This window comes from Rhodanobacter thiooxydans (assembly GCF_030291135.1).
In the GTDB taxonomy this organism is placed as follows: Bacteria; Pseudomonadota; Gammaproteobacteria; order Xanthomonadales; family Rhodanobacteraceae; genus Rhodanobacter; species Rhodanobacter thiooxydans_A.
In genome coordinates this window covers 194645-218467 of the sequence record NZ_CP127409.1, presented here as the reverse complement: position 1 = coordinate 218467, position 23823 = coordinate 194645, and the positions used below count along the sequence as shown (strand labels likewise).

The window sequence follows — 23823 nt, the reverse complement described above, 5'->3', positions numbered from 1 at the left end:
GCTTGACCGTGATCAACCGGCGCGAGGGGATTTTGTCATGGATTGCCGGGCAAAGCTGCGACCCATCCGGCTGAACGGATACGGCACCCGCATGCAGGCTGGTCATGGCCTTCGGCTAGAATCCGCCGCATGCCCACGTTCCCGCTGACCCTCGCCGTCATCACCCACAACGAGTCCGGGAGCATCGCGCGCTGCCTGGACAGCGTGCCGTTCGCGGCCGAGAAACTGGTGGTCGACTCCGGCAGCGACGACGACACGGTGGCGATCGCGCAGGCACACGGCGCACGCGTGATCCACCAGGACTGGCTCGGCTTCGGCGCGCAGCGCAACTTCGCCAGCGCGCAGTGCGCGCACGACTGGATCCTGGTGCTGGACGCCGACGAATACCTCAGCCCGGAACTCGCCACCGAACTGCAGCAGCGCCTGCCCGCGCTGATCGCCGGCGCCGCGGCGGCGGCGTACCTGCGCCGCCGCACGATCTACATGGGCCGGCCGATGCGCTGGTATCGCCCGTCGGTAGGCGAGAAGCTGGCGCGGCTGTACCACCGGGGCCGCGCGCGCTGGAGCGACGCACGGGTGCACGAGTCACTGCGCTTCGACGGCGCCGCACCGACGCTGCGCGCGCCATTCGACCACGCCAACAACCCGACCCTGCCGCACAAGCAGCTGAAGGTGTTGCGCTACGCCGAACTGAAATGCCGCGACTGGCTGGACAAGCGCAAGCCGGTGCGGATGTGGCAGGTCCCGTTCGTTTACGCGCTGGCCTTCCTCAAGGACTATGTGTTCCGGCTGGCCTGCCTGGACGGCTGGCGCGGCTTCCTGATCGCGCAGACCGCGGCCAGCTACGCGCTGTACAAGCGCATGCGTTACTACGAGATGGTCAACCATCCGGAGTCGGTGGCGAGTGCAACGGCCCTGCTCCGCAAACACGAAATCGACCGCTGATGACCAACCGGAAACACTATCTTCTGTATGGCTCCGAGCGCTACGCGCTGGCCATCCTGCGCCCGCTGCAGGAAGCCATCCGCGCCCGCGGCGACGAGGCGGCCTGGTTCTTCGACGGCCCCGGCGCGGAGGACCTGGTCGCTGGCGAACGCCTGCTGAGCGTGGCCGAGGTGCGCGCGTGGCAGCCTATCGCGGTGATCACCTCGTCCAACGCGGTGCCGCATTTTTTCCCCGGCGTGAAGGTGGAGACCTTCCACGGCTTCGACGCCGGCAAGCCGCGGCACATCTACGTGCGTGGCTTCTTCGACCTGTACTGCACCACCGGCCCGCGCGACACCGCGCAGTTCCAGGCGATCGCCGACAAGGTCGGCCACTTCAGCGTGACCGAGACCGGCTTCCCCAAGCTCGACCCTTTCATGCAGGAGATCAGCGGCCCGCTGCCGCCGGTGCGCACGCCGCCGGTGATCCTGTACCACTCCACCTTCTCGCCCTCGTGGAGCGCGGCCGAGACGCTGTACGAGGAAGTGAAGCGGCTGTCGCGCGACGGCCGCTGGCGCTGGATCGTCACCTTCCACCCGAAGATGAACCCGGACACCACCGCGAAGTTCAAGGCGCTGCAGAACGAGTACCTGCGCTTCGCCGAGAACGACAACATCCTGGAGCTGTTCCCGCAGGTCGACCTGATGTGCTCGGACACCTCCTCGGCGCTCAACGAATTCCTGCTCACCGGCAAGCCGGTGGTGACGTTCAAGAACCGCCGGCCTGGCCCGCAGCTGATCGACATCGACGAGGCGAAGGACTTCGAGCCGGCGATCGAGCGCGCGCTGAGTCGCCCGCCGGAACTGATGACGGCGATCCGCGCGTACGCCGACACGATCCATCCCTACCGCGACGGCCGCTCCAGCGAACGTGTGCTGGAGGCGATCGACGCCTTCATCGCCCGCGGCGCGAAGAATCGCCGGCGCAAGCCGCTGAACCTGTGGCGCAAACTGAAGATCCGCCGGCGCATCGGCTACTGGGGGCCGGCCTGAGCGTGCCGCCGGTCGCCTTGCACGCGCATCGCGCAGGCTAGAATCCCTCCCTGACCTCCCACGAGTCTGCCCGTGCCATCCAGCTCCTACCGCCGTTCCGAACACCTGCGCGCCGTGTGGCCCTGGCTGCCGCTGTGGACTGCCGTGGCGCTGCTGGCGATCTTCTCGCACGGGCCGATGCCGCTGTATTCCACCCGTACCCTGGCGGTGGCGTGGGAGATGTGGCACCAGGGCCACTGGCTGGTGCCGCACATCAACGGCCAGCCGTACAGCGAGAAGGCACCGCTGCTGTTCTGGCTGATCCAGGCCGGCTGGTTCGCGTTCGGCGTCAGCGACGTCTGGCCGCGCGTGCTGGAGGTGCTGTTCGGCGGCACGCAGTTGGTGCTGGTCTCGCTGCTGGCACGACGGCTGTTCCCGCAGCGGCCGTGGATGGCCAAGGCCGCGCCGTGGATGCTGCTGGCATTCGGCTACGCGTTCCTGTTTGGCCTGCAGATCATGTACGACGTGCTGCTGGCGGTGTGGACGCTGGCCGCCCTGCTATGCCTGACCCCGAAACCGCAGCGCAGCGAGCCACGCTGGCTGCTGTTCGGCCTCTGCGTGGGCTTCGGGCTGCTGACCAAGGGCCCGGTGATGCTGCTGCACGTGGCCTTCCCGTGGCTGCTCGGCCCGCTGTGGAACGACTGGGCCAGCCAGCACCGCGCGCGCTGGTATGGCCGCGGCGTGCTGGCGCTGCTGCTCGGCGGCGCGATGCTGCTGGCCTGGGCGCTGCCGGCCGGATTCTCCGGCGGCGAGGCGTACCGGCAGCGGCTGTTCTTCACCCAGACCGCCGGCCGCGTGGTCGACAAGCTGGCCCAGGGCAAGGACCTGCAGAACCACGCCGCGCCGTTCTGGTTCTACCTGCTGTGGCTGCCGGTGATGTTGTTCCCGTTCGCCGGCTGGCCGCGCGTCTGGGTGGCCGTGGCCAGTCTGCGCCGGCCGCTGGAATCGGGCCTGCGCTTCGCGCTGTGCTGGCTGCTGCCCACCTTCGTGGTGCTTTCGCTGATCAGCGGCAAGCAGCTGTACTACCCGTTGCCGGAACTCGGCGGCATCACCCTGCTGCTGGCCGGTGCCATCGCCGTGCTGCGCGAACGCCGGCCGAGCCTGGCCGGCAACGGCTGGCTCGGCACCTGGCCGCTGGGCGCGGGCGGCATCGTGTTCGCCGTGGCGCTGTTCCTGCTGCCGTTGCTGGTGGCCGGCAACCACCTGCATGGCGAATGGGCCGATGCCGCGGCGCCATACAGCCGCTATTTCAGCGTGGTGTTCCTGCTGCTGGGCAGCCTGCTGCTGCTGCGCGGCCGTGGCGAGCTGCGCCGGCTGGCGGTGGCCGGGCTGGTCGGCGTGCTCGCGCTCAATACCCTGTTCACGCTGACCCTGTGGCCGCGCTACGACCTGCGCCCCACCGCGCACCTGCTCGGCGCCGCCGACCAGGCCAACCGGGCGATCGCCTTCCTCGGCAACTACGAGGGCCAGTTCCATTTCGAGGGCCGGCTGACCCGCCCGATCGAGGAGCTGCTGGGTAACCCGGTGGTGCAGGACCAGGCCGTGCAGGACTTCGCCCGTGCCCACCCGGATGGCCTGATCGTGGTGCGCGTGGACCAGACGGACGCGAACGACCTGCGCTACGCGCTGCTGGTGCAGCCGTTCCGCTCGTCATGGCTGGTGGTCTGGCCGGCCACCTCGCTGGCCGACCTGCGCGCCGGGCACACCCCGCCGGAACCGGCCCAGCCGACGCGGATCTATCCGGCCGACGACTGGCGCTACCGCACCCAGCCATGAGCGCCGAGTTGATCGCCAGCCTGCGCCAACAGTGCGGCGGCCCACGCGACGGTGCGCTGCTGCGCTTCTCGCTGGGCAGCGCGCTGCTGGCCGACGGCGACAGCGGCGCGGCGATCGACGAGCTGCGCCGCGCGGCAGGTTTCGACCCGGCGTATTCGGCGGCGTGGAAACTGCTCGGCAAGGCCTGCCTGGCCAGCGGCGACGAAACCGCTGCCGCCGACGCCTGGCGCCACGGCATCGCCGCTGCCGCGCAGCGCGGCGACAAACAGGCCGAAAAGGAAATGGGCGTGTTCCTGCGCCGGCTGGAAAACCCCCGGCCCTAGAATCGCGCGGGCTTAGCCCTGTTCACGATCGTACGGGCTGATCAGGCCATCCGCCGAGTAGCGCTTGTACTGCCACTGGTACTGCGCGAAGGCCAGTTCCACGCAATCCTGCACGCCCCGGTTGAGCGCCGCGCAGGCGACGGCGAGGTCGGCATCGGCCAGCCCCTGCGGCGCCGGCAGCAGGTGGATGCGATAACCGGCACCTTGCGGCAGCCGCTCGGCGAATGCGTACAGCACGGTCGCGCCGGTGCGCGCGGCCAGCCGCGGCAGCAGCACCATGGTCAGCGCCTCGCGGTCGAAGAACGGCGCGATCTGGCCTTCGCCCGCACGCGGCTTCTGGTCCGGCAGGATGCCGACCGTGCCGCCCGCGGCGAGCCGCTTGTACAGCGTGCGTACGCCGGCGCCGTCCGCACGCACCTGCTCCGGCGCCAGCGCGCCGCGCACCTTGCGCAGCAGGCCCTCGATCGCGGCGATCCGCGGCGGCCGGTACAGGATCGCCATCGGCGTCTTGCGGCACAGCCAGTAATTCAACAGCTCCCAGCACCCCAGGTGCGGTGCGGCGATGATCACGCCCTTGCCCGCAGCCAGCGCGGCATCCAGCAGCGCCTCGCCACGCACCTCGCGCACCAGCCCCAGCGCGCGCTCGGCGCCGGCACCCCAGACCTTGACGATCTCGCTGGCCGATTTGCCACTCTCGACCATCACCTCGCGCAGCAGCGCCGCCTGCGCCGTCTGATCCAGCTGCGGCCGCACGATGCGCAGGTTCACCGCGGTGTTGTGCACCGTGCGGCCACCCCGCCACAGCAGCAGGCGGCCCAGGCCGCTGCCGATGCCGTGCAGCGCACGCAACGGCAGCAGCGCCAGCAGGCGCAACAGGAGGTAGACGAGGTACATGTCGATACGCATCCGTGCAGTTTACGGGAGGCGACCCCGTGGCAGCGGTGTCGGCGCTCAGCCGCCTTTCACCGGCTGCGATGGCGCCGTAAGCTAGGCGCCTCGCCACCGTCGTGCGCCCATGATTGCCCTGATCCAGCGTGTAGTGTCCGCCAGCGTCAGTGTCGGCGACGAAACGGTCGGCGCGATCGGCCCCGGCCTGCTGGCGCTGGTGGCGGTGCAGCCGGACGACGGCGAGGCGCAGGCGAAGCGCATGCTGGAACGCCTGCTCGGCTACCGCGTGTTCGCCGACGCCAACGGCAGGATGAACCGCTCGCTCACCGACACCGGTGGCGGCCTGCTGCTGGTCAGCCAGTTCACCCTGGCCGCCGACACCCGTTCCGGCATGCGCCCCAGCTTCACCAGCGCGGCACCGCCCGAGCACGGCCGGCGCTGGTTCGAGCGGCTGCTGGAGCTGGCCCGCGCCGCACACCCGGGGGTGGAAACCGGGCGCTTCGGCGCCCATATGATGATCCAGCTGGTGAACGACGGCCCGGTGACTTTCTGGCTCGACACCGGCTGAACGAACACACAGCGTGCGAGACACGGCCGGAGCCAGCAAGGCACGCCAACACCGCGATCTGGCGCGATTTTTGCGTATGCGGTCGAAACCTTTTCTCACTTGAAAACTGGTCAAAAAAGCAGCATATCGCTATAATGTCCGGTTCTTGAACCCTGCGGCGGTCGGTGAATGAATAGCAAAGCTCCCCATGAGCAACAGTCGGAAATCAAGGCGCTCATCTCCAAGGGTCTGGAGCAGGGCTACCTGACCTACGCCGAGATCAACGACCACCTGCCCGACGACATCGTCGACCCGGAGCAGATCGAAGACATCATGGCGGTGCTCAAGGGCGTCGGCATCGAAGTGCACGACGCCGCGCCGGACGCCGACCCGCTGGCCGACAAGGCCGGCAGCAGCACCGACGACGAGGCCGCCGCCGAGGAAGCCGTCGCCCTGCTGTCCGCGGTGGACGCCGAGGTCGGCCGCACCACCGACCCGGTGCGCATGTACATGCGCGAGATGGGCACGGTCGAACTGCTCACCCGCGAGGGCGAGATCGCCATCGCCAAGCGCATCGAGGAAGGCCTCGGCCAGGTGCAGACCGCGCTTGCCAGCTTCCCGCTGACCATCGAGCTGCTGCTGGAGGAATACGACCAGCACCTGGACGGCAAGCGCCGCCTCAGCGAGATCCTGGCCGGCTTCCTCGACCTGGAGGAGGCCGCCGACCTCGCCCGCAAGGAGAAGGAAGCCGCCGCGCTGCTGGCGCCGGAGCCCGAGCCCGGTGACGACGACGCCGACGAGGACGCCGACGACACCACCGAGGACGAGGAAGAAGCCGGCCCGACCGGTCCCGACCCGGAAGAGGTCAAGCGCCGGATGGAACTGCTGCGCGACCATTACGCCAAGTTCCAGAAGGCTGCGCCGAAGGCGGCCAGCATCACCGACAAGAAGATCGTCAAGCTGCGCGACCAGATGGCCGAGGAGTTCCTCAAGCTCAAGCTGCCCAGCGCGCTGATCGACGGCTTCGTGCGCAAGCTGCGCGAGGTGGTCAACGACATCCGCCACCACGAGCGCGTGCTGATGGACATCTTCGTCAAGCAGGTGAAGATGCCCAAGGCCGAATTCATCAAGGCGTTCCCCAGCAACGAGGGCAACCTCGAGTGGGTGGCCGAGCTGAGCCGCAAGCGCCAGAAGTGGTCGCCGAACATCAAGACCTACCGCGAGGCGATCGACGCCGAGCAGGAAAAGCTGGCCGCGATCGAGCGCAAGCTGTTCCTGCCGCTGATCGACATCAAGGACATCAACCGCGCCATGGCCAGTGGCGAGGCGAAAGCCCGTCGCGCCAAGAAGGAGATGGTCGAGGCGAACCTGCGCCTGGTGATCTCGATCGCCAAGAAATACACCAACCGCGGCCTGCAGTTCCTCGATCTGATCCAGGAAGGCAACATCGGCCTGATGAAGGCGGTGGACAAGTTCGAATACCGCCGCGGCTACAAGTTCTCGACCTACGCCACCTGGTGGATCCGCCAGGCGATCACCCGCTCGATCGCCGACCAGGCGCGCACCATCCGCATCCCGGTGCACATGATCGAGACGATCAACAAGTTGAACCGCATTTCCCGCCAGATGCTGCAGCAGTTCGGCCGCGAGGCGACGCCGGAAGAGCTGGCCAAGGAAATGGAGATGCCCGAGGACAAGATCCGCAAGGTGCTGAAGATCGCCAAAGAGCCCATTTCGATGGAAACCCCGATCGGCGACGACGAGGATTCCCACCTGGGCGACTTCATCGAGGACGGCAACGCCAGCTCGCCGATCGATTCGGCCACCGAAACCGGCCTGATGGAGACCGTGCGCGACGTGCTCGCCGGCCTGACCCCGCGGGAAGCGAAAGTGCTGCGCATGCGCTTCGGCATCGACATGAACACCGACCACACCTTGGAAGAAGTCGGCAAGCAGTTCGACGTCACCCGCGAGCGGATCCGCCAGATCGAGGCCAAGGCACTGCGCAAGCTGCGCCACCCCAGCCGTTCGGAACAGCTGCGCTCGTTCCTCGACGTCGAGTAATCCGCGACGCCGACATGACGAAGAAGCCCCGCCGATGCGGGGCTTCTTGTTGGTGCCCCCCGGAAATGCACTACCGGCTCGCCACGAAGGCGCGGCTCGTCCTTCAGCGACGGCGCGCACCGGACACGTGTTGAAAGCCCGGCCCGGCCTGGGCATGCTCGACGGCCAGGGGAACGTCATGCAATTTTTTCGGTTGGACCACTTCGCGGGCCACCTCAACGAGACCTTCAGAGTCGAGGTCGACCAGATGAGCACGCCCTTCGTCCTGGTCGAGGCGCGGCCACTGCCGTACCAGCCGGTCGCCGGCACGCAGTTCACGTCGCCCCCGTTCCGACGCGGCTCGACCAGCCGTTACGCCCCCGCGCTACGGTAAACTGCCACTCTTGCGCGGGCCTATAGCTCAATGGTCAGAGCAGAGGACTCATAATCCTTTGGTTCCAGGTTCGAGTCCTGGTGGGCCCACCAGACATCCGCGGCACGCAGCCCATGCGCCCAAGGCAGGCCTGGATGGCGGCACGTTCGCGCCGCAGCCGGCGGACCGCAACCGCTGCATGGACCACGCCTGTCGCACCGCCCGAAGTGTGACGAACATCACGATTCACCTGATCGTGAAATGAAAAAATGTGAGCCGTTTCACCTGTATAGCTAACTTCTCGCCGTGAGGCGACCGTCCCAGGCCATCCCCCGGCATAGATGGATCCAAGCCCGCTCTGGCGGGCTTTTCCATGCTTGAAACTTCGCTCCGCCGACCTCATCCCAGCTTTCACGACGCCCACCGAGGACGCCAGCATGGTCAAGGAAAGCGGGATGCAGTATCCGCTGCAGGCCTGGATCGAAGGCCATTACGCGCGCGATTGCGGCGAACCGCAAGAAAAGTGCCCTTACGAACACGGCTCCACGATGGCTCTCGCCTGGCACAGGGGTTGGCGCAACCGCGAGCAGCTGGATGCCGTGAAAGACCCGGAGGCGGAAGCCGACGACTCTTGAGTCGGCGCGCAAACTGCGGCGACTGCATGGTCCATCGACTTCGCTGCACTACGCTCGGGACAAACGGGTTTTCCTGCTGCCTGCAGGCCGACTCGACGGGAGGAGGCGCCCAGGCCGGATGCCATCCGCCCTGACCCTGGCTATTCGTGCGGCGACGCCTGCGGCACGTCCGTCGAGCCTTCCTCGCGGTCGCGGTACAGCGCGGCGCGCACCAGCAGCATCAGGGTGATCGGGGTGGTCAGGGTGAGGAACACACCGATCAGGATCTCGTAGAAGATCGGTCGGCCGTGCTGCACCGAGAAGCAGGTGATCGAGCCGGCCAGCATGAAGAGCGTGCCCAGCGTGGTGCCCAGCGTGGGCGCATGCACGCGCTGGTAGAAATTCTTCAGCCGCAGCAGGCCGAGCGAGCCGACGAAGGCAAACAGCGCGCCGAGCAGCACGAGCACGGCGACGGTGATGGCCGCCCACGGTGGCAGGGCATCGAGATGGCTCATTCGATCACCTGCCCGCGCATCAGGAATTTCGACAGCGCCACGGTGCCGGCGAAACCGAGCAGGGCGATGATCAGGCCGGCTTCGACATACAGCAGGCTGCCGCTGCGGATGCCAATGGTGAGCAGCAGGATCATCGCGTTCACGTACAGCGCGTCCAGCGCCAGCACGCGGTCCTGCGCGCGCGGTCCGCGCACCATGCGGATGATCGAGAAGCTCATCGCCAGCAGCAGCAGGATCTGCGCGAGGATGATGGCGGCAGCGAGCAGGCTGTGGCTCATTGGAAGATCTCCAGCAGGGGCTGCTCGTAGCGCTGCTTGATCGAGTCGATCCAGCTCGCCTCGTCGACCAGGTCCAGCACGTGGATCAGCAACACGTTCGTGCTGGGGTCGTAGCTGACCCAGATCGTGCCCGGCGTGGAGGTGATGATGCACGCCAGCACGGCGAGACCGTAACGGTCGGTGAGGGTCAGCGGGATCGCCACGAAGCCGGAACGCATGCGGCTGTCGCGGCGCAGGATGATCCGGGCCACGGCGATGTTCGAGCGCACGATGTCGAGCACCACCCGCACGAACAGCAGACCGAGCAGCGGGTAGTTGCGCAGGTGCGCCTTCGGCGGGTGCAGCAGGCCGAACACCTTCGCCAGCGCGATGCCCAGCAGCGCACCGAGCAGGATCGTGCCGGGCGCAACGCTCTGGTTCAGCAGCAGCCAGATCAGCAGCAACAGCGCGGACAGGATCGGATATGGCAACCAGCGCCTGATCATGGCAGCGCCTCCGCGGCCGGCAACACCTGCTGGATGTACGCATCCGGCGTGTGGATCTGCCGCGCGGTGTCGCGCAGGTAGCGCAGCGGCGCCTCGACCAGCACGGTCAGCAGCAGGCACAGGCCGAGCAGGGCCAGGATGGACGCGGTCTCGCTGAGGCGCACCTTCGGAAACAGCCGCTCCGGCTCGACCCAGAAGATCTGGATGCCGGCGCGGCACATCGCGATCACCGTGCAGAAGCCGGCCACGATGATCAGCGTGAACAAGACGATCGCGCCCGTGCGCGGGCCGGCCTCGAGCATCGGCGCCAGCATGGCGAACTTGGCCAGGAAACCGGACAGCGGCGGCAACCCCGCCAGCAGCAGCGCGCAGGCGAAGAAGCTGCCGCCCAGCAGCACGATCGGCGCGGAGATCACCACCCGGCTCTCGTCCTCCTGCGCGTACAGGCCTTCGTTCGCCGCAGTCTCGCCCGGCTGTTCGTACGGCTCCAGGCTCAGCGTGTCGTCGGTGTCGTCGTCGCCGTCGGAAGCCAGCAGGCCGACGACCAGGAAGAACGCGGCAATCGACAGCGTAGAGATCACCAGATAGGCCAGCGCACCGGCGGTGACCGCCGGCAGCTGCAGGCCGATCGCGCCCAGCAGGGTGCCGGAAGAGATCAGCACGTTGTAGCCGGCCAGCTTGCCGAGGTCGCGCGCGCCCAGCATACCGACGGTGCCGGCGATCACGGTGGCCACGCCGCCCCACAGCATCCAGCCGCTGCCGAAATGGGCGGACGCCGGGCCAGCGCCGTCGCCGAACAGCAGCAGGCTCAGTCGCAGCAATACATAGATGCCGACCTTGGTCATCAGCGCGAACATCGCCGCCACCGCCGGCGACGCGGCCGCATACGTGCGCGGCAACCAGAAGCCCAGCGGCCACATCGCGGTCTTGATCAGGAACGCCACGCCGAGGATCGCCGCGCCCGCGTGCAGCAGCGCGCGGGTGCGCTCGGGCACGTGCGGGATCAGCTCGGCCAGCGCCGCCATGTTCAGCGTGCCGGTGACGCCGAAGATCAGGCTGACGCCGAGCAGGAACAGCATCGAGGCGGTCAGGTTGACCGCGATGTAGTGCAGCCCCGCGCTGACCCGCCGCGCGCCCGAACCGTGCAGCGCAAGGCCGTAGGACGCCGCCAGCAGCACCTCGAAGAACACGAACAGGTTGAACAGGTCGCCGGTGAGGAACGCGCCGTTCAGGCCCATCAGCAGGAACTGCAGCAGCGGCTGGAAGTGGCCGCCGCGATGCTGCCAGCGACCCAGCGCATACGGCAGCAGCGACAGCGACAGCACCCCGGTCAGCAGCACCATCAGCGCCGACAGCCGGTCGGCCACCAGCACGATGCCGAAGCGCGCCGGCCAGTCGCCGATGCGGTAGACCGCCGTCAGCGCGCCGTCGGCGGACACCGCCTGCATCAGCGCCGCGGCCAGCAGCACCAGCACGGCGCACGAGGCGACGCTCAGCGCCAGCACCGTGCGCCGGCGCTTTTCGCCCACCAGCAACTGCAGCGCGGCGACCAGCAGCGGCAGCATGATCGGCGCGACGATCAGGTGATTGCTCACGGCGTGCCGTCCTCGCCGTCGACGTGGTCGTTGCCGGTGAGGCCGCGCGAGGTCAGCAGCACCACCAGGAACAATGCGGTGGTGGCAAAACCAATGACGATCGCGGTGAGCACCAGCGCCTGCGGCAGCGGGTCGGCATACTGCGCGATGTCACCGCCGTGCAGCACCGGATCGGCGCCGGTGCGCAGGCCGCCGATCGAGAAGATGAAGAGATTCACCGCGTAGGAGATCAGGGTCAGCCCGATGATCACCTGGAAAGTGCGCGGACGCAGCAGCAGCCACACGCCGGAGGCGGCGAGAACGCCGATCGCGGCGGCAAGGACCAGTTCCATCAGCCCTGCCCTCCCGTCCCGGTCGCAGGCACCTGGCGCGGGCGACGCAACGACTGGTGCGCCAGCGCGATCAGCAGCAGCGTGGTGGCGCCGACCACCACGGCGAACACGCCAAGGTCGAACAGCACCGCCGTGGCCAGCGGTATGCGCCCCAGCAGCGGCAGATCGAGATACTGGAAGTATGTGGTCATGAATGGACGGCCAAACGCCAGCGAAGCCACTCCCGTCGACACCGCCAGCAGCAGGCCGGCGCCGATCCAGCGTACCGGCAGCACGCGCAGGTGCGCCTCCACCCAGCGCGCGCCGCGCGCCATGTACAACAGGATCAACGCCACCGACACGGTGATGCCGGCGACGAAGCCGCCGCCCGGCAGGTCGTGCCCGCGCAGGAACAGGTGCAGCCCGAACAGCAGGATTACCGGGAACATCAGCTGGATGATCAGGCCCGGGATCATCAGGTAATCGGTCAGCGAATGATCGACCGCGCCGCCGCCTTCGCCCGCATCCGGCATGACCTGCCGGCGTTGCTGCAGCGGCGCGCTGATGCTCTCGGCGGCCGGGCGGAAGCGGCGCAGCAGGCCGAACACGGTCAGCGCCACGATCGCCAGCACGCTGATCTCGCCCAATGTATCGAAGCCGCGGAAGTCGACCAGGATCACGTTGACCACGTTGCGGCCGCCACCCTCGGTGTACGCGCGCTCGAGGAAGAAGCGCGAGATCGAGTCGGCCACCGGATGCATCATCGCCGCATAGGCTAGGCTGGCCACGCCGAGGCCGACCACGATCGCGATCAGTCCGTCGCGGCGACGGCGGAAACGGTGCGTGCGGCTCTCCGGCGCCAGGCCCTCGATGCGCTTGGGCAACCAGCGCAGGCCGAGCAGGATCAGGATCGTGGTGACCACCTCGACCAGCAACTGGGTCGCCGCCAGGTCCGGCGCCGACAGCCACACGAAGCTGACGCACGACACCAGCCCCGCGCCGCCGGTGAGCACCAGCGCGGCGAGGCGGTGGAACTTGGCCTGGCTCGCCGCGCCAATCGCGCAGGCCGCGCCGAGCAGCCACAGCAGTGCGAACGCCGGATCGACGCTGGACCAGCGCGGTCGGAAGCCGAACGGCGCGCTGGTCGCGGCCAGACCACCGGCCAGCAGCGCCAGCAGCACGATCAGCAGCAACTGCGACTGCAGCCGGCGGCTCGGGTAGCGGCGCTCGATCCATTGCGGGATATCCGCGGCAAGCACGGCCAGCACGCGCTCGAAGATGCGCTTGCCGCTGAGCCGCCCGGTCAGCGGCGCCACCTCGCGCCCGGCAAAATAGCCGCGCAGACGCACGTACAGCAGGCAGCCCGCCACGAACGCGAAGATGCTCATCAGCAACGGCGTGGTCACGCCATGCCATACCGCCAGGCTGTAGTCCGGCAGGTGGCCGGCGCCCAGCACCGAGCTCGCCGCCGCGCGCAGCGACGGGCCGATCACCCGTGCCGGCAGCACGCCCACCAGCAGGCAGGCCAGCGCCAGGAAGCCGATCGGGAAACGCATCCACAGCGGCGGCTCATGCGGTTGCCGCGGCAAGCTGGCGGGCACGCGGCCGAAGAACACGCCGCGCACGAAGCGGATCGAATAGGTCACGCCGAACGCGCTGGCGGCCACCGCGACCACCACCGAAACCGTGTCGAGCAACGGGCCCTGGCGGGCGGCCAGCGTCTCGGCGAAGAACATCTCCTTCGACAGGAAACCATTCAGCAGCGGCACGCCCGCCATCGCCGCACCGGCGATCAGCGCCAGCGTCGCGGTGACCGGCATGAAGCGACGCAGCCCGCCGAGCTTGCGCAGGTCGCGCGTGCCGGCCTCGTGGTCGACCGCGCCGGCAGCCATGAACAGCGAGGCCTTGAAGGTGGCGTGGTTGACGATGTGGAAGATCGCGGCGACCACGCCGAGCGCGCTGCCCAGGCCAACCAGCATGGTGATCAGGCCGAGGTGGCTGATCGTCGAATAGGCCAGCACGCCTTTCAGGTCCTGCTCGAACATCGCCGAATACGCACCCAGGATCAGCGTGACCAGGCCCGTTCCGCCGACGATCCAGAACCATTGATCGGTGCCGCCCAGCACCGGCCAGAAGCGCACCAGCAGGAACACACCGGCCTTCACCATGGTGGCCGAGTGCAGGTAGGCCGACACCGGCGTCGGCGCCGACATCGCCTGCGGCAGCCAGAAATGGAACGGGAACTGCGCGCTCTTGGTGAACGCGCCGAGCAGTATCAGCAGCAGCGTCGGCGTGTACAGCGCATGCGCGCGCACCGCATCGCCCGCGGCGAGGATCACGTCGAGGTCGTAGCTGCCCACGACATGCCCCAGCAGCAGCACGCCAGCGAACAGGCACAGGCCGCCGCCGGAGGTGACGATCAGCGCCATCCGCGCGCCGTCGCGCGCCGAAGGTCCGCGGTACCAGTAGCCGATCAGCAGGAACGAGAACAGGCTGGTCAGCTCCCAGAAGAACACCAGCTGGATCACGTTGCCCGACATCACGATGCCCAGCATCGAGCCCATGAACGCCAGCAGCAGCGCGAAGAAGCGCGCCAGCGGATCGTCCGGCGACATGTAGTAGCGGGCGTACAGGCCCACCAGCGCGCCGATGCCGCAGATCAGCAGCATGAACAACCAGCTGAAACCGTCCACCCGCAGCACCAGGTCCAGCCCCAGCCCCGGCGCCCACGGGATCAGCTGGCGCAGCACGTTGCCGGCGGCGATCGCCGGATACAGCCAGAGCGAAAGCAGCAGGCCGAGCAGCGCCGTGCCGGTCATCAGCCACGCGGCCAGGTTGTGGCTGCGGCCGCGACCACGCAGCAGGAACACCACGACGCTGGCCACGAACGGAAGGCAGATGATGGCGCTTGGCAGGGCGTTGTCAGGCATCAGTCACTGCGCTCAGTCGAAAGGTTGTCGGTGTCTCCGGCAGAAAAACCGGGGCATGGCACCCTGGCCTTTTCATGAGCGTCCGCGCACTTCAGCGGATGGAACACTTGCGTATCGCGGCATTGCGGGCTGCCGTTGCGACAGCCCGCCACCTCACTCGCTTTGCCCGATTCTATAGGCCGCTCCGATCACCCGGCAAATGCACTGGTAACCGCCACGACGCGGCGGGCTTAAGCACTTCGTAAGCGGATCACCGGATAATCTTCCGGCAAGCCGCGCTACCGTGCGACCCTGCGGCTGAAGGAGCCTGCCCGTGCACATCATCCTGGTCGAGGACGATCCCCAGCTCGGCGCGGCGATCCAGCGTGCGCTGGAACGCCTTGCCTACACCGTCAGCTGGCTGCGCGACGGCCGCGAGGCGCTGCTCGCGCTGCGCGACCAGACCGCCGACCTGGTCCTGCTCGACCTTGGCCTGCCCGGCAAGGACGGGCTCGACGTGCTGGTCGAGGCGCGCCGCCTGCACGTCACGACCCCGGTGATCGTGATGACCGCGCGCGACGGACTGGACGATCGCGTGCGCGGCCTCGACGCCGGCGCCGATGATTACCTGGTCAAACCCTTTCACCTGGACGAGCTGGCCGCGCGCATCCGCTCGCTGACCCGGCGCGCACAGGGCCTGGCCGCCAACCGCATCGACGCGGGCGCGTTGAGCCTCGACCTGGGCACGTCCGAGGTGAGTTTCCGCGGCGAGCGGGTCGAGCTGACCAAGCGTGAATTCGCCCTGCTGCAGATCCTGATGGAACGCGGCGGCCGGCTGGTGCGCCGCGAGAACCTGGAGAACTCGCTGTACGGCCTCGACAACATGGTTGGCTCCAGCGCGCTGGAAGTGCTGGTGCACACGCTGCGCCGCAAGCTGAGTTTCGACACCATCCAGACCGTGCGCGGCTTCGGCTACATGATTCCGCGGGAGCCGAAATGAGGTGGGCGAGCCCGCTGCAGCCGGCCAGCCTGCATGGCCGCTTGCGCCTGCTGATCATCGTGGTGCTGCTGGCGGTGCTGCTGCCGCTGGGCGTGCTCAGCTTCCATCGCACCATCACCGAGGTGGACGAGCTGTCCGACGGGCGGCTGGCGCAGTCGGCACGGACGCTGCAGGTGCTGATCAAGCACGCCGACATGCAGGCGCTGCAGGGACGCGCCGACGCGGACACGCTGGTACCGATCGAAGCCACCCGCGGCAGCCCGCCGAAGCGGCACCGGAACACCTACGAGTCCGAAGTCGGCTTCCAGGTCTTCGACCGGACCGGGCGCACGAGGCTGGCTACCGCGAACCTCGCCGCGCTGCCGCCGCCGGCGACCGGCGACGCGGATTTTCGCGACGTGCAGCAAGGGCGCTACCGCTGGCGCGTGTTCACCCTGCGCGACATGGCCGACGGCGTGGTGATCCGCACCGGGGAACGTTACGACAGCCGCCACGACATCATGCATGCGGTGTGGCTGGAGCACAGCCTGCCGTTGCTGGTCGGCCTGCCCCTGCTGGCGCTGCTGGTGGGCTGGGCGGTAAGGCGCGGACTGCGCCCGCTGGAGGCGCTGACCCGCGCCCTTTCGGCCCGCAAACCGGGCAGCCATGAACCGGTGCAGTTGCCCGCTGCACCGCTGGAACTGCAGCCGGTGCTGGCCGCGCTGAACGGCCAGCTGGCGCGACTGGAGGATGCACTCGAACGCGAACGCCGCTTCAGCGCCGACGTGGCGCACGAGCTGCGCACGCCGCTGTCCACCGCCATGATCAACCTCGAAAGCACGATGACCACCACCGATCCGGCCGAGCTGAAACTCGGCCTCGGCAATGCCCAGCACAGCATCGCCGGGCTGGCCCGCCGGATCGAACAACTGCTGGCGCTGGCCCGGCTGGAAGCAGGCGCGGCGTCGAGCCAGCGCAGCCGCGTCGACCTGGTGGCCGTGGCGATGGGCGTGATCGAGGAGCTGTCGCCGCTGATCGCCGACAGCGGCGTGGAGCTGAGCTTTGCGCGCCTGGCGCCACAGGTGTCCGTGCAGGGTTACGAGGCCGCGCTCGCGGCGCTGCTGCGCAACCTGGTCGAGAACGCGCTGCGTCACGTACCGGCCGGCGGCCAGGTGCAATTGTCGATCGAACAGGACGAGCGCGTGGCGCTGATCGACGTCATCGACGACGGCCCCGGCATTCCGGCCGAACGCCGCGCCGGCGTGTTCGCCCGCTTTCATCGCGAAGCCGGCAGCCGCGGCGACGGCTACGGGCTGGGCCTGTCGATCGTGCTGCGCGCGGCGCAATTGCACGATGCCACGATCGAACTGCTCGACTCGCCGTACGGCAGCGGCCTGCGCGTGCGCGTGGCGATCCCGCGGCAGTCCTGACCGGCGGAGTCTAAGGCCGCCCGACGGTGAGCACGGTGAAGCTGTCCGGCTCGACCGTGCGGCGGCCATTGGCCTGCCGGGTGGCGCCCAGCCGCGCCGCGGAGAGATAGAGCCGGTGCAGCTTCGGATCGAGCGCGAGCGTGCGCGCGCTGGCCTGGGTGGCAACGGTGGCGGTCACGCGGTAGTGGTCGGGATCGTCCTCGTGCACCGCGGTGATCGTGCCGTCCTGGCCGTTGCTGCTGTAGATCATCGCCTCGGCCGCGTCGAACACCACCGCGTCCGGACCATCACCGATCGGCACGTCGGCCACGTGGTGGCCATCGAGCGCATCGAGCACCGTCATCGTGTGGTTGTCGCACACCGCGAACAGGCGGTGGTGCGGGTTGTCGAGCGCCAGTCCGCTCGGCGATTCGCACGGTGCCAGCGGCCAGGTCTGCAGCAGCTTGTCGTGGATCGAATCGAGCTGGACCAGCTCGGACTTGTCCTCGATGTTCACGTAGACATGGCCGGCGCCGTCGGCCACCGCGAACTCCGGCTTGCCGGGCAGCGCGATGCTGCCGACCACCGCGTTCTTCGCCGGGTCGATCACGCTGGCGCTGGCGCTGCGGCCGTTGAAGGTCAGCACGTGGTGCGAGGCGCTGTCGTACAGGATCGCATCGGGGTTCTGGCCGGTGCCGGCGATCGTCGCCACGGTCTTCAGCGAGGCCAGGTCGAACACCGTCACCGACGCGCTCCTGCCGTCGCTGATGAAACCGCGCTGCAGGTCGTCGGCAAGGGCAATGCCGTGCACGCCGGCGGTGTCGGGGATCGTGCCGATCTGCTTGCCGTTGTCCACGTCGACCACCAGCACGCGGTCGCCGCGGCTGACGAACAGGTGGCGGCTGGGCGCATCGAACGCCAGGTAGTCCCAGCCGCCCGGGCCGCCCAGTGCCAGCCGCGACAGCAGGTGAGGGGCCGGTGGCGTGGCTGCCGCGAGCGCCGGCGGGAGAAACGCCAGCGCCAGCAGCGCGGCGGGCAGCAGCTTGCGGATCGGTCGTGTCATGGTGGTTACCCTTGACGGAAGGAGATGGCAGCCCAGCTTGTGCGCGATCGCTTACGCGAGCCTTAGCCGGCCGCTTTTTGTACATCGCGCCGGCGCAGCAGCGCATACAGCACCGGCATCACCAGCAGCACCAGCGGCACCTGCACCAGCAGGCCGGCGATGATCGCCACCGCCAGTGGCTGCTGCATCTGCGAACCCTGGCCGATGGCCAGCGCCAGTGGCAGCAAGGTGAGCATCGCGGCCAGCGTGGACATCAGGATCGGCCGCGTGCGGTGCCGCCCCGCCTCATGCAGCGCCTCGTGCAGCGGCATGCCGGTGGCGGCCTGTTCGAGTTCGGAGAAATAGAAGATCGCCACCTCGGTGACGATGCCGACGATCATCGTCATGCCCATCATCGCCGAGATGTTGAGCTCGATGCCGGTCAGCCACAGTCCGGCAAACACCGCCGGAATCGCCAGCAACGGCATGGCCAGGATCACCAGCGCCACGCGGAAACTCTCGTACAGGAACAGCAGCAGGGTGAACACCAGCGCGATCGCCGCCAGCATCACGATGGTCAGCCCGCGGAACGCCTGTTGCTGCTGCTGGTACAGACCGCCGAGCTGGTAGTACATGCCCTTGGGCAACACCCCCGGTTTGGCCAGCACGGCCTTGACGTCGGCGATGGTGGCGCCGAGGCTGCGCCCGCTGATGCGGCCGGTCACCGCGACCATGCGCTTGAGGTTGTCGCGGGTGATCTGCGGCTGGCCCTGCACCTCGCGCAGCGTGGCCACCCGCGACAGCGGCAGCAGGTGGCCGTCGCTGGCGCGGATCGGCAACGCGGCGACCTGCTCCAGCTGCTGGTGCGCATGCTCCGGCAGCCGCACGCGCACGCCCACCACCTTGCCTGCCTCCGGCAGCTGCGCCGCCACGGTGCCATCGATCGCCGCCGCCACCTGGTCGGTGACGCTGGTCGGGTCGAGTCCTTCCAGCGCGGCCCGGTCCGCATCCACCTGCACGGTCAGCGCATCGCCGGCCGGGTTGATGCCGTCGCGCACGCCGTCCACGCCGCTGATCCGGCCGATCGCCGCGGCCACCTTGCCGGCGGTGGCGGCTAACTGCGCCGGGTCGTCGCCGAACAGCTGGATCTCGATCGGCTGCGGCACCGCCACCAGGTCGCCGATCAGGTCCTCCATCAGCTGAGACAGCTCGATGTCCAGCCCCGGCACCTGCTGCTCGACCTCGCCGCGTACCTGCGCCATCACCGCCTCGGTCGAGGGGCGCGAACCGTTTTTCAGGCGCACGAAGAAGTCGCCCTGGTTCGCCTCGGTGAGGCCGCCGCCGAGCTGCAGGCCGGTGCGCCGCGAATAAGTATCCACGTAGGGATTCGCGCGGATGATCGCCTCGACCTGACGCAGCAGCCGATCGGTTTCCTGCAGCGAGGTACCTGGTTTCGACAGGTAGTCGAGGATGAAACCGCCCTCGTCCATCTGCGGCATGAAGCCGGTGCCGACGCGGGTGTACGCAAGCCCGCCGACCAGGATCAACGGCACGATCAGCAGCAGCGCCAGCAACGGCCGCCGCAGCCAGCGCTGCAGGATGTTCTGGTAGCCCTGCATCATGCGCCGGGTGAAACGCCCTGGCGGATGCTCGACCAGGTGGCGCCGGTCCAGGAAACGTTCGGCCAGCAGCGGCACCGCGACCCAGGTCAGCAGATAGGAAATGATCAGCGCGCTGGCCATGGTCAGCGACAGCGCCTTGAAGAACGCACCGGTCACGCCGGTCAGGAACGCCAGCGGCAGGAAGATCACCACGGTAGCGGCGCTGGAGCCGGTCAGCGGGCGGGTGAACTCCCATGCCGCGCCGGCGATGCGTTCGTGCACCTCGCCTTCGCCCTGGTTGAGCCGGCGCATGATGTGTTCGAGCATCACGATCACGTCGTCGATGATCAACCCCACCGCCGCGGCCATGCCGCCCAGCGTCATCATGTTGAAGCTCATGCCGAGCACGGACAGCAGCAGCATGGTGATCGCCAGCACCGAGGGCACCACGATCAGCGCGACCAGGATCACCCGCGTACTGCGCAGGAACACGAACAGCACCAGCCCGGCCAGCACGATGCCGATCAGGATCGCGTCACGCACGCTGGCGGCGGCGCCGGTCACCAGCTGGGTCTGGTCGTACCAGTTGGCGAGCTGCACGCCGGCCGGCATCTGCGGCGCGTAGTCGGCCAGGCGCTGTCTCACCTCGCTGGCGATCTGCACGCTGTTGCCGTCGGGCTGCTGGTAGACCTGCAGCAGCACCGCGTTCTGGCCATCCGCATTGACCCGGATCCACTGCGGCACGTGGTCGAGGCTGACCGTAGCCACGTCGCCCAGCCGCACCACGCCGCCGGGACCGGCGCGCAGCACGATGCCGCTCAGCGCGGCGAGCGTCTTCGGCTGGTTGTCGGCCAGCAGCAGGTACAGCTTGTAGTGGTCGGAGACGCGGCCCATCGCCTGGATCGTCGCCGCGTGGCTCACCGCCGTGGCCACGTCGGCAAGGCTCAATTGCTGCGCGCGCAGCTTGCCCGGGTCGACGTCGGCGTGGAACTCGGCCACCTCGCCACCCTGCACGTCCACCCGCGCCACACCGCTGATCCCGCTCAGCAGCGGACGCAGCTGGTACTCGGCCAGGTCGTGCAGCGCGCTCGGCGACTGCGTGTGCGAGCGCAGGCTGTAGGCCAGTACCGGAAACGTGGTGGGGTCCATCCGCCGGGTGCTGAGCTGGGTGCCGGCCGGCAGCTGCGGCAGGATCTGCCCGGCCGCCGCATTCACTTCCTGCAGCGCCGCGGCCATGTCCGCACCCCAGTCGAACGTCACCGCCACCTCGGCACTGCCGCGGCTGGTGGTGGAGCGCACGTCGCGCACACCACGCACGCGGCGGATCGCCTCCTCCACCGGCGTGGTCACCTCGATCGCCATCTGGTCAGCCGGGCGGTCACCCGCATCCAGCGACACCTGCACACGCGGGAAAGCCACGTTCGGGAACAGCGCGACCGGCATCAGCAGCGCGCTGGCGAGGCCGCCGAGCGCCAGCATCAGGGCCAGGAACAGCAGCGAACGTCGATGCCGTTGCATCCATGCGGTGACGTTCACCGGGTGGACTCCCGCACCGCATCGCCGTCAGCCAGTTCATAGACGCCGAGCACGATCACCTTCGCCTGCGCATCGAGCGGGCCCTGCACGCCGACGGGATCGCCCGCCGGACTGCGCAGCGTCACGTCGACACGCTTGGCATGGCCGTGTTCGAGCTGGAACAGGTAGTCGCCGCGTTCATCGTGCAGCACCGCGCCGCGCGGCACGGCCCAGGCGGTGACATCGGCGGTGCGGATCTGCGCCTCCAGCGCCGCGCCGGCGACCAGTGCGGCGCCGGCTTCGGCTGGCAATTCGACCTGCGCGCCGAGCAGATGGGTCTGCGGATCGACCGACTGGCCGATCATGCGCAGGCTGCCGACGAAGGCCGCCTGGTTGCCATACACGCTGCGCAACTGCACCGGCATGCCGATGTGCAGCCTGGCGCCATCCTCCGGCTGCACGCCCAGTTGCGCGACCAGCGCGTGCGCCGGTGTGAAGCCCAGCAGCGGCGCATTCGCCGCGAAGCGCTCGCCCAGACCCACGCTGAGCGTGCCGACCACGCCATCGGCCGGCGCGCTGACGGTTTCCTGCGCGCTGCCGCCGCCGAGCGCGCGCTGTGCCTCCAGCGCGGCCTGTGCATCGGCCAGCGCCTTGCGCGCGCTCGCCAGTTGCGACTGCGTGGCCAGCCGTTGCGCCGCCAGCTGTTCGGTACGCTTGAGTTCGCCGCTGGCCAGCTCCAGCGCACTCTGCGCCTGCCGGTACGCGTTGCGCGCCGCCGGATCGGGCGTGATCGTCAGCAGCGGCTGCCCGTGCCGCACGCTCTGCCCGGCCGCCACCTGCAGCGCCACCACCTGGCCGCCATGCGCAAGGCTGATCGCGCGCGCATGCTGCGGATCGCCCACCGCGACGCCCCAGGCTTCCACCGTGTCGTGAAAGGTCTGCTGCACCGGCGTGGCGGTGGTCACCGCCACCTGGCCCTGTACCGCCGCGGCTTCTCCTTCGTCATCGGCGGCGCCGTGGCTGCACGCGGCCAGCAGCAGGCACAGCAACGGCAAGAGCAGCGATCGGTTCATGGCGTGGGCGCCTGTGCGGGGACGGGATGAACGGTATCGCCAAGCTCGGTATTGCCGAGCAGTGCTTCCAGCGCGATCGACTGGGTGGCCTGCTGCTGTTGCACGGCAAGCAGTTCGAGATCGGCAGCCAGCGACTGGCTGCGGATCGCCAGCCAGGTCGGCCAGTCCAGCAGGCCCTGCCGCCACGACTGCTCCGCGGCACGGCGGGCATCGGCCAGCTGCCTTGCGTGGGCGATCAATGCGTGGCGTTGCCGATCCAGCGTGGCGAGATCGGCGGCCAGTCGCTGCATGTCGCTGCGCGTGGTCAGCACGCGCGCTTCGTAGTCGTCCTTCAGCTGCTGCCGGGTCGCCCGTTCAATCGCGATGTTGCCGCGGTTGCGGTCGAACAGCGGCAGCGTGATGCCGACGGTGAAACCGTGGGTATAGACGGCGCTGGTGTCGCGCGCGGTGTTGAAGCCGATGTTCAGCGCGGGAAACTGGGCCAGCACGGCCGCGCGAAGTTTCTCTTCCTGCGACTGGTAACCGGCCTGCAGCGCCAGCAGATCGGGCCGTCGCCGCGGCAGGTCAGCCAGGGCCTGCTGCAGCTGCGCCGGCGTCGGCGCGACTTGATATGGCGCACCAGTCAGGTCGAGCGCGGCGTCAGGCGCGAGCCCCAGCAGCACATGCAGGTCGCTGTCGGCCTGATGCAGCGCGACTGCGTTGTCGGCCTGCTGCCTGCGTACGTCCGCGGCGGCGTTGAGGCCGGCGCTGGCACTGTCGTAGGTGAGGTTGCCGGCGGCCAGCGCCGCCTGCACGTAGGGCGTGACCTGTTCCAGCGCCGCCTGTTCGCTGGCCAGCCGGGCCTGTTGCGCGCGCAGGTTCAGCACCTGGCCGAACAGCAGTCGCGCCTGCGCCACGGTCTGCCACTCCGCCCACAACAGGTCGAGGTTCACCTGCTGCGCCTGGCTGCGCGCCGCCGCCCGACGCGACGAGCGGGTGAGCAGCGCGCTGATGTCCTCGCTGAGGCCGAGGTTGTACGCGGTGGTCAGGCCGCTGCCCGAATGCTGCGGGAAATCCGCGCCCAGGCTCAGTTGCGGATCGGGCAGCAGGCCGGCCGCAAAGGCCTGCGCGCGGGCGATGCCCAGCTCGTCGCGCTTGAGCTTCAGCGCCGGACTGTTCGCCACCGCCAGCATCGCCGTCTCGGTCACGTCCAGCCCGTCGGCGGGATCGAAGCGATGCGTTGCCAACGCTGGCAACGGCATCCCGGCCGTCGGCGCGGTGAGTTGCGTCACGCTGGCCGCGCCTTCGCCCCGGCCCAGCGGCAACGGCGCGTAGCTGGCGCAGCCGGACGCGATCAGCGCGACCACGACCATGCACGCCATCCGGAAAGCGGAGGCGCGACACGAACTCGTCGTGGGGATGCATGGTGGATGGACGGCACGGTGCATGCCGCCATTCTGAAAGCTGCCGCTTAGTTCTTTCTTACCGGCCGGCGGCCTCACGACGACGGCCCCACCACGCGCGGCGCGAGAGTGGCAAAGGCGCCGTCGCGG

At 68.8% G+C, this 23823-nt stretch carries 21 protein-coding genes and 1 tRNA gene; 11 read left to right on the top strand and 11 right to left on the bottom strand.

Annotated features, from left to right (window positions below; all coding sequences use genetic code 11):
- The first annotated feature begins 129 nt into the window (after positions 1 to 129).
- From QQA13_RS00885 to QQA13_RS00870, 4 genes are all read left to right on the top strand, one after another.
- A complete protein-coding gene (locus tag QQA13_RS00885) occupies positions 130 to 945 on the top strand; it encodes a glycosyltransferase family 2 protein (RefSeq protein WP_108472148.1) in 816 nt (271 codons plus the stop codon).
- Positions 945 to 1976, top strand: a complete 1032-nt coding sequence (locus tag QQA13_RS00880; RefSeq protein ID WP_108472149.1) for a CDP-glycerol glycerophosphotransferase family protein — start codon at positions 945 to 947, stop codon at positions 1974 to 1976. The genes QQA13_RS00885 and QQA13_RS00880 overlap by 1 nt, the downstream gene beginning before the upstream one ends.
- 72 nt (positions 1977 to 2048) lie before the next feature.
- A complete protein-coding gene (locus QQA13_RS00875) occupies positions 2049 to 3791 on the top strand; it encodes an ArnT family glycosyltransferase (protein WP_108472150.1) in 1743 nt (580 codons plus the stop codon).
- Entirely contained in the window at positions 3788 to 4114 is a 327-nt protein-coding gene (locus QQA13_RS00870; RefSeq protein ID WP_108472151.1) for a tetratricopeptide repeat protein, read from the top strand. Before QQA13_RS00875 ends, QQA13_RS00870 begins: the two co-directional genes overlap by 4 nt.
- Before the next feature lie 12 nt (positions 4115 to 4126).
- Here the strand turns inward: QQA13_RS00870 and QQA13_RS00865 are convergent, their stop codons facing one another.
- The gene (locus tag QQA13_RS00865) at positions 4127 to 5020 is read right to left on the bottom strand and encodes a lipid A biosynthesis acyltransferase (RefSeq protein ID WP_108472152.1); all 894 of its coding nucleotides are present in this window, start codon (positions 5018 to 5020) and stop codon (positions 4127 to 4129) included.
- Between the two features lie 109 nt (positions 5021 to 5129).
- Here QQA13_RS00865 and dtd point away from each other — a divergent pair, with 109 nt between their 5' ends.
- The 5 genes from dtd (at position 5130) to QQA13_RS00840 (ending at position 8600) form a co-directional block, all read left to right on the top strand.
- Positions 5130 to 5570, top strand: coding sequence for a D-aminoacyl-tRNA deacylase (gene dtd / locus QQA13_RS00860; protein WP_108472153.1), 441 nt, complete (start codon positions 5130 to 5132; stop codon positions 5568 to 5570).
- Between the two features lie 168 nt (positions 5571 to 5738).
- Entirely contained in the window at positions 5739 to 7613 is a 1875-nt protein-coding gene (rpoD, locus tag QQA13_RS00855) for an RNA polymerase sigma factor RpoD (protein WP_108472154.1), read from the top strand.
- A 178-nt stretch (positions 7614 to 7791) separates the two neighbouring features.
- Positions 7792 to 7986 carry a hypothetical protein gene (locus QQA13_RS00850; protein WP_159082200.1) on the top strand — a complete coding sequence of 65 codons (195 nt, stop codon included), beginning with the start codon at positions 7792 to 7794 and terminating at the stop codon, positions 7984 to 7986.
- Between the two features lie 16 nt (positions 7987 to 8002).
- Positions 8003 to 8078, top strand: a tRNA-Ile gene (locus QQA13_RS00845).
- A 324-nt stretch (positions 8079 to 8402) separates the two neighbouring features.
- The gene (locus QQA13_RS00840) at positions 8403 to 8600 is read left to right on the top strand and encodes a ribosome modulation factor (RefSeq protein ID WP_108472156.1); all 198 of its coding nucleotides are present in this window, start codon (positions 8403 to 8405) and stop codon (positions 8598 to 8600) included.
- Positions 8601 to 8740: 140 nt separating this feature from the next.
- Here the strand turns inward: QQA13_RS00840 and mnhG are convergent, their stop codons facing one another.
- From mnhG to QQA13_RS00810, 6 genes are read right to left on the bottom strand one after another with little or no spacing between them, the layout of a single operon-like run.
- Entirely contained in the window at positions 8741 to 9094 is a 354-nt protein-coding gene (gene mnhG / locus QQA13_RS00835; protein ID WP_108472157.1) for a monovalent cation/H(+) antiporter subunit G, read from the bottom strand.
- Positions 9091 to 9372 (bottom strand): K+/H+ antiporter subunit F, encoded by a 282-nt coding sequence (locus QQA13_RS00830; protein WP_108472158.1) that lies wholly within the window; start codon positions 9370 to 9372, stop codon positions 9091 to 9093. The genes mnhG and QQA13_RS00830 overlap by 4 nt, the downstream gene beginning before the upstream one ends.
- Entirely contained in the window at positions 9369 to 9857 is a 489-nt protein-coding gene (locus QQA13_RS00825; protein ID WP_108472159.1) for a Na+/H+ antiporter subunit E, read from the bottom strand. The genes QQA13_RS00830 and QQA13_RS00825 overlap by 4 nt, the downstream gene beginning before the upstream one ends.
- Complete coding sequence (locus QQA13_RS00820; RefSeq protein ID WP_108472160.1) at positions 9854 to 11452, bottom strand: monovalent cation/H+ antiporter subunit D; 1599 nt, start codon at positions 11450 to 11452, stop codon at positions 9854 to 9856. The genes QQA13_RS00825 and QQA13_RS00820 overlap by 4 nt, the downstream gene beginning before the upstream one ends.
- Complete coding sequence (locus tag QQA13_RS00815) at positions 11449 to 11784, bottom strand: Na+/H+ antiporter subunit C (RefSeq protein WP_108472161.1); 336 nt, start codon at positions 11782 to 11784, stop codon at positions 11449 to 11451. The genes QQA13_RS00820 and QQA13_RS00815 overlap by 4 nt, the downstream gene beginning before the upstream one ends.
- Positions 11784 to 14693 (bottom strand): monovalent cation/H+ antiporter subunit A, encoded by a 2910-nt coding sequence (locus QQA13_RS00810; protein WP_108472162.1) that lies wholly within the window; start codon positions 14691 to 14693, stop codon positions 11784 to 11786. Before QQA13_RS00810 ends, QQA13_RS00815 begins: the two co-directional genes overlap by 1 nt.
- A 313-nt stretch (positions 14694 to 15006) precedes the next feature.
- On the opposite strand from QQA13_RS00810, the gene QQA13_RS00805 reads away from it, so the two are divergent.
- Positions 15007 to 15672, top strand: coding sequence for a response regulator (locus QQA13_RS00805; protein WP_108472163.1), 666 nt, complete (start codon positions 15007 to 15009; stop codon positions 15670 to 15672).
- Entirely contained in the window at positions 15669 to 17081 is a 1413-nt protein-coding gene (locus QQA13_RS00800) for a sensor histidine kinase (protein WP_108472164.1), read from the top strand. Before QQA13_RS00805 ends, QQA13_RS00800 begins: the two co-directional genes overlap by 4 nt.
- 10 nt (positions 17082 to 17091) lie before the next feature.
- Here QQA13_RS00800 and QQA13_RS00795 read toward each other — a convergent pair whose 3' ends face one another.
- The 4 genes from QQA13_RS00795 to QQA13_RS00780 all read right to left on the bottom strand — a co-directional run bounded on the left by QQA13_RS00795 (position 17092) and on the right by QQA13_RS00780 (position 23652).
- On the bottom strand, positions 17092 to 18123 hold the full coding sequence (locus QQA13_RS00795) for a YncE family protein (protein WP_108472165.1): 1032 nt from the start codon (positions 18121 to 18123) through the stop codon (positions 17092 to 17094).
- A gap of 62 nt (positions 18124 to 18185) precedes the next feature.
- On the bottom strand, positions 18186 to 21239 hold the full coding sequence (locus QQA13_RS00790) for an efflux RND transporter permease subunit (RefSeq protein ID WP_108472166.1): 3054 nt from the start codon (positions 21237 to 21239) through the stop codon (positions 18186 to 18188).
- Positions 21236 to 22291 (bottom strand): efflux RND transporter periplasmic adaptor subunit, encoded by a 1056-nt coding sequence (locus tag QQA13_RS00785; RefSeq protein ID WP_108472167.1) that lies wholly within the window; start codon positions 22289 to 22291, stop codon positions 21236 to 21238. The genes QQA13_RS00790 and QQA13_RS00785 overlap by 4 nt, the downstream gene beginning before the upstream one ends.
- Positions 22288 to 23652: a TolC family protein gene (locus tag QQA13_RS00780; RefSeq protein WP_428992336.1), complete on the bottom strand. Its 1365-nt coding sequence runs from the start codon at positions 23650 to 23652 to the stop codon at positions 22288 to 22290. The genes QQA13_RS00785 and QQA13_RS00780 overlap by 4 nt, the downstream gene beginning before the upstream one ends.
- Positions 23653 to 23823 lie beyond the last annotated feature (171 nt).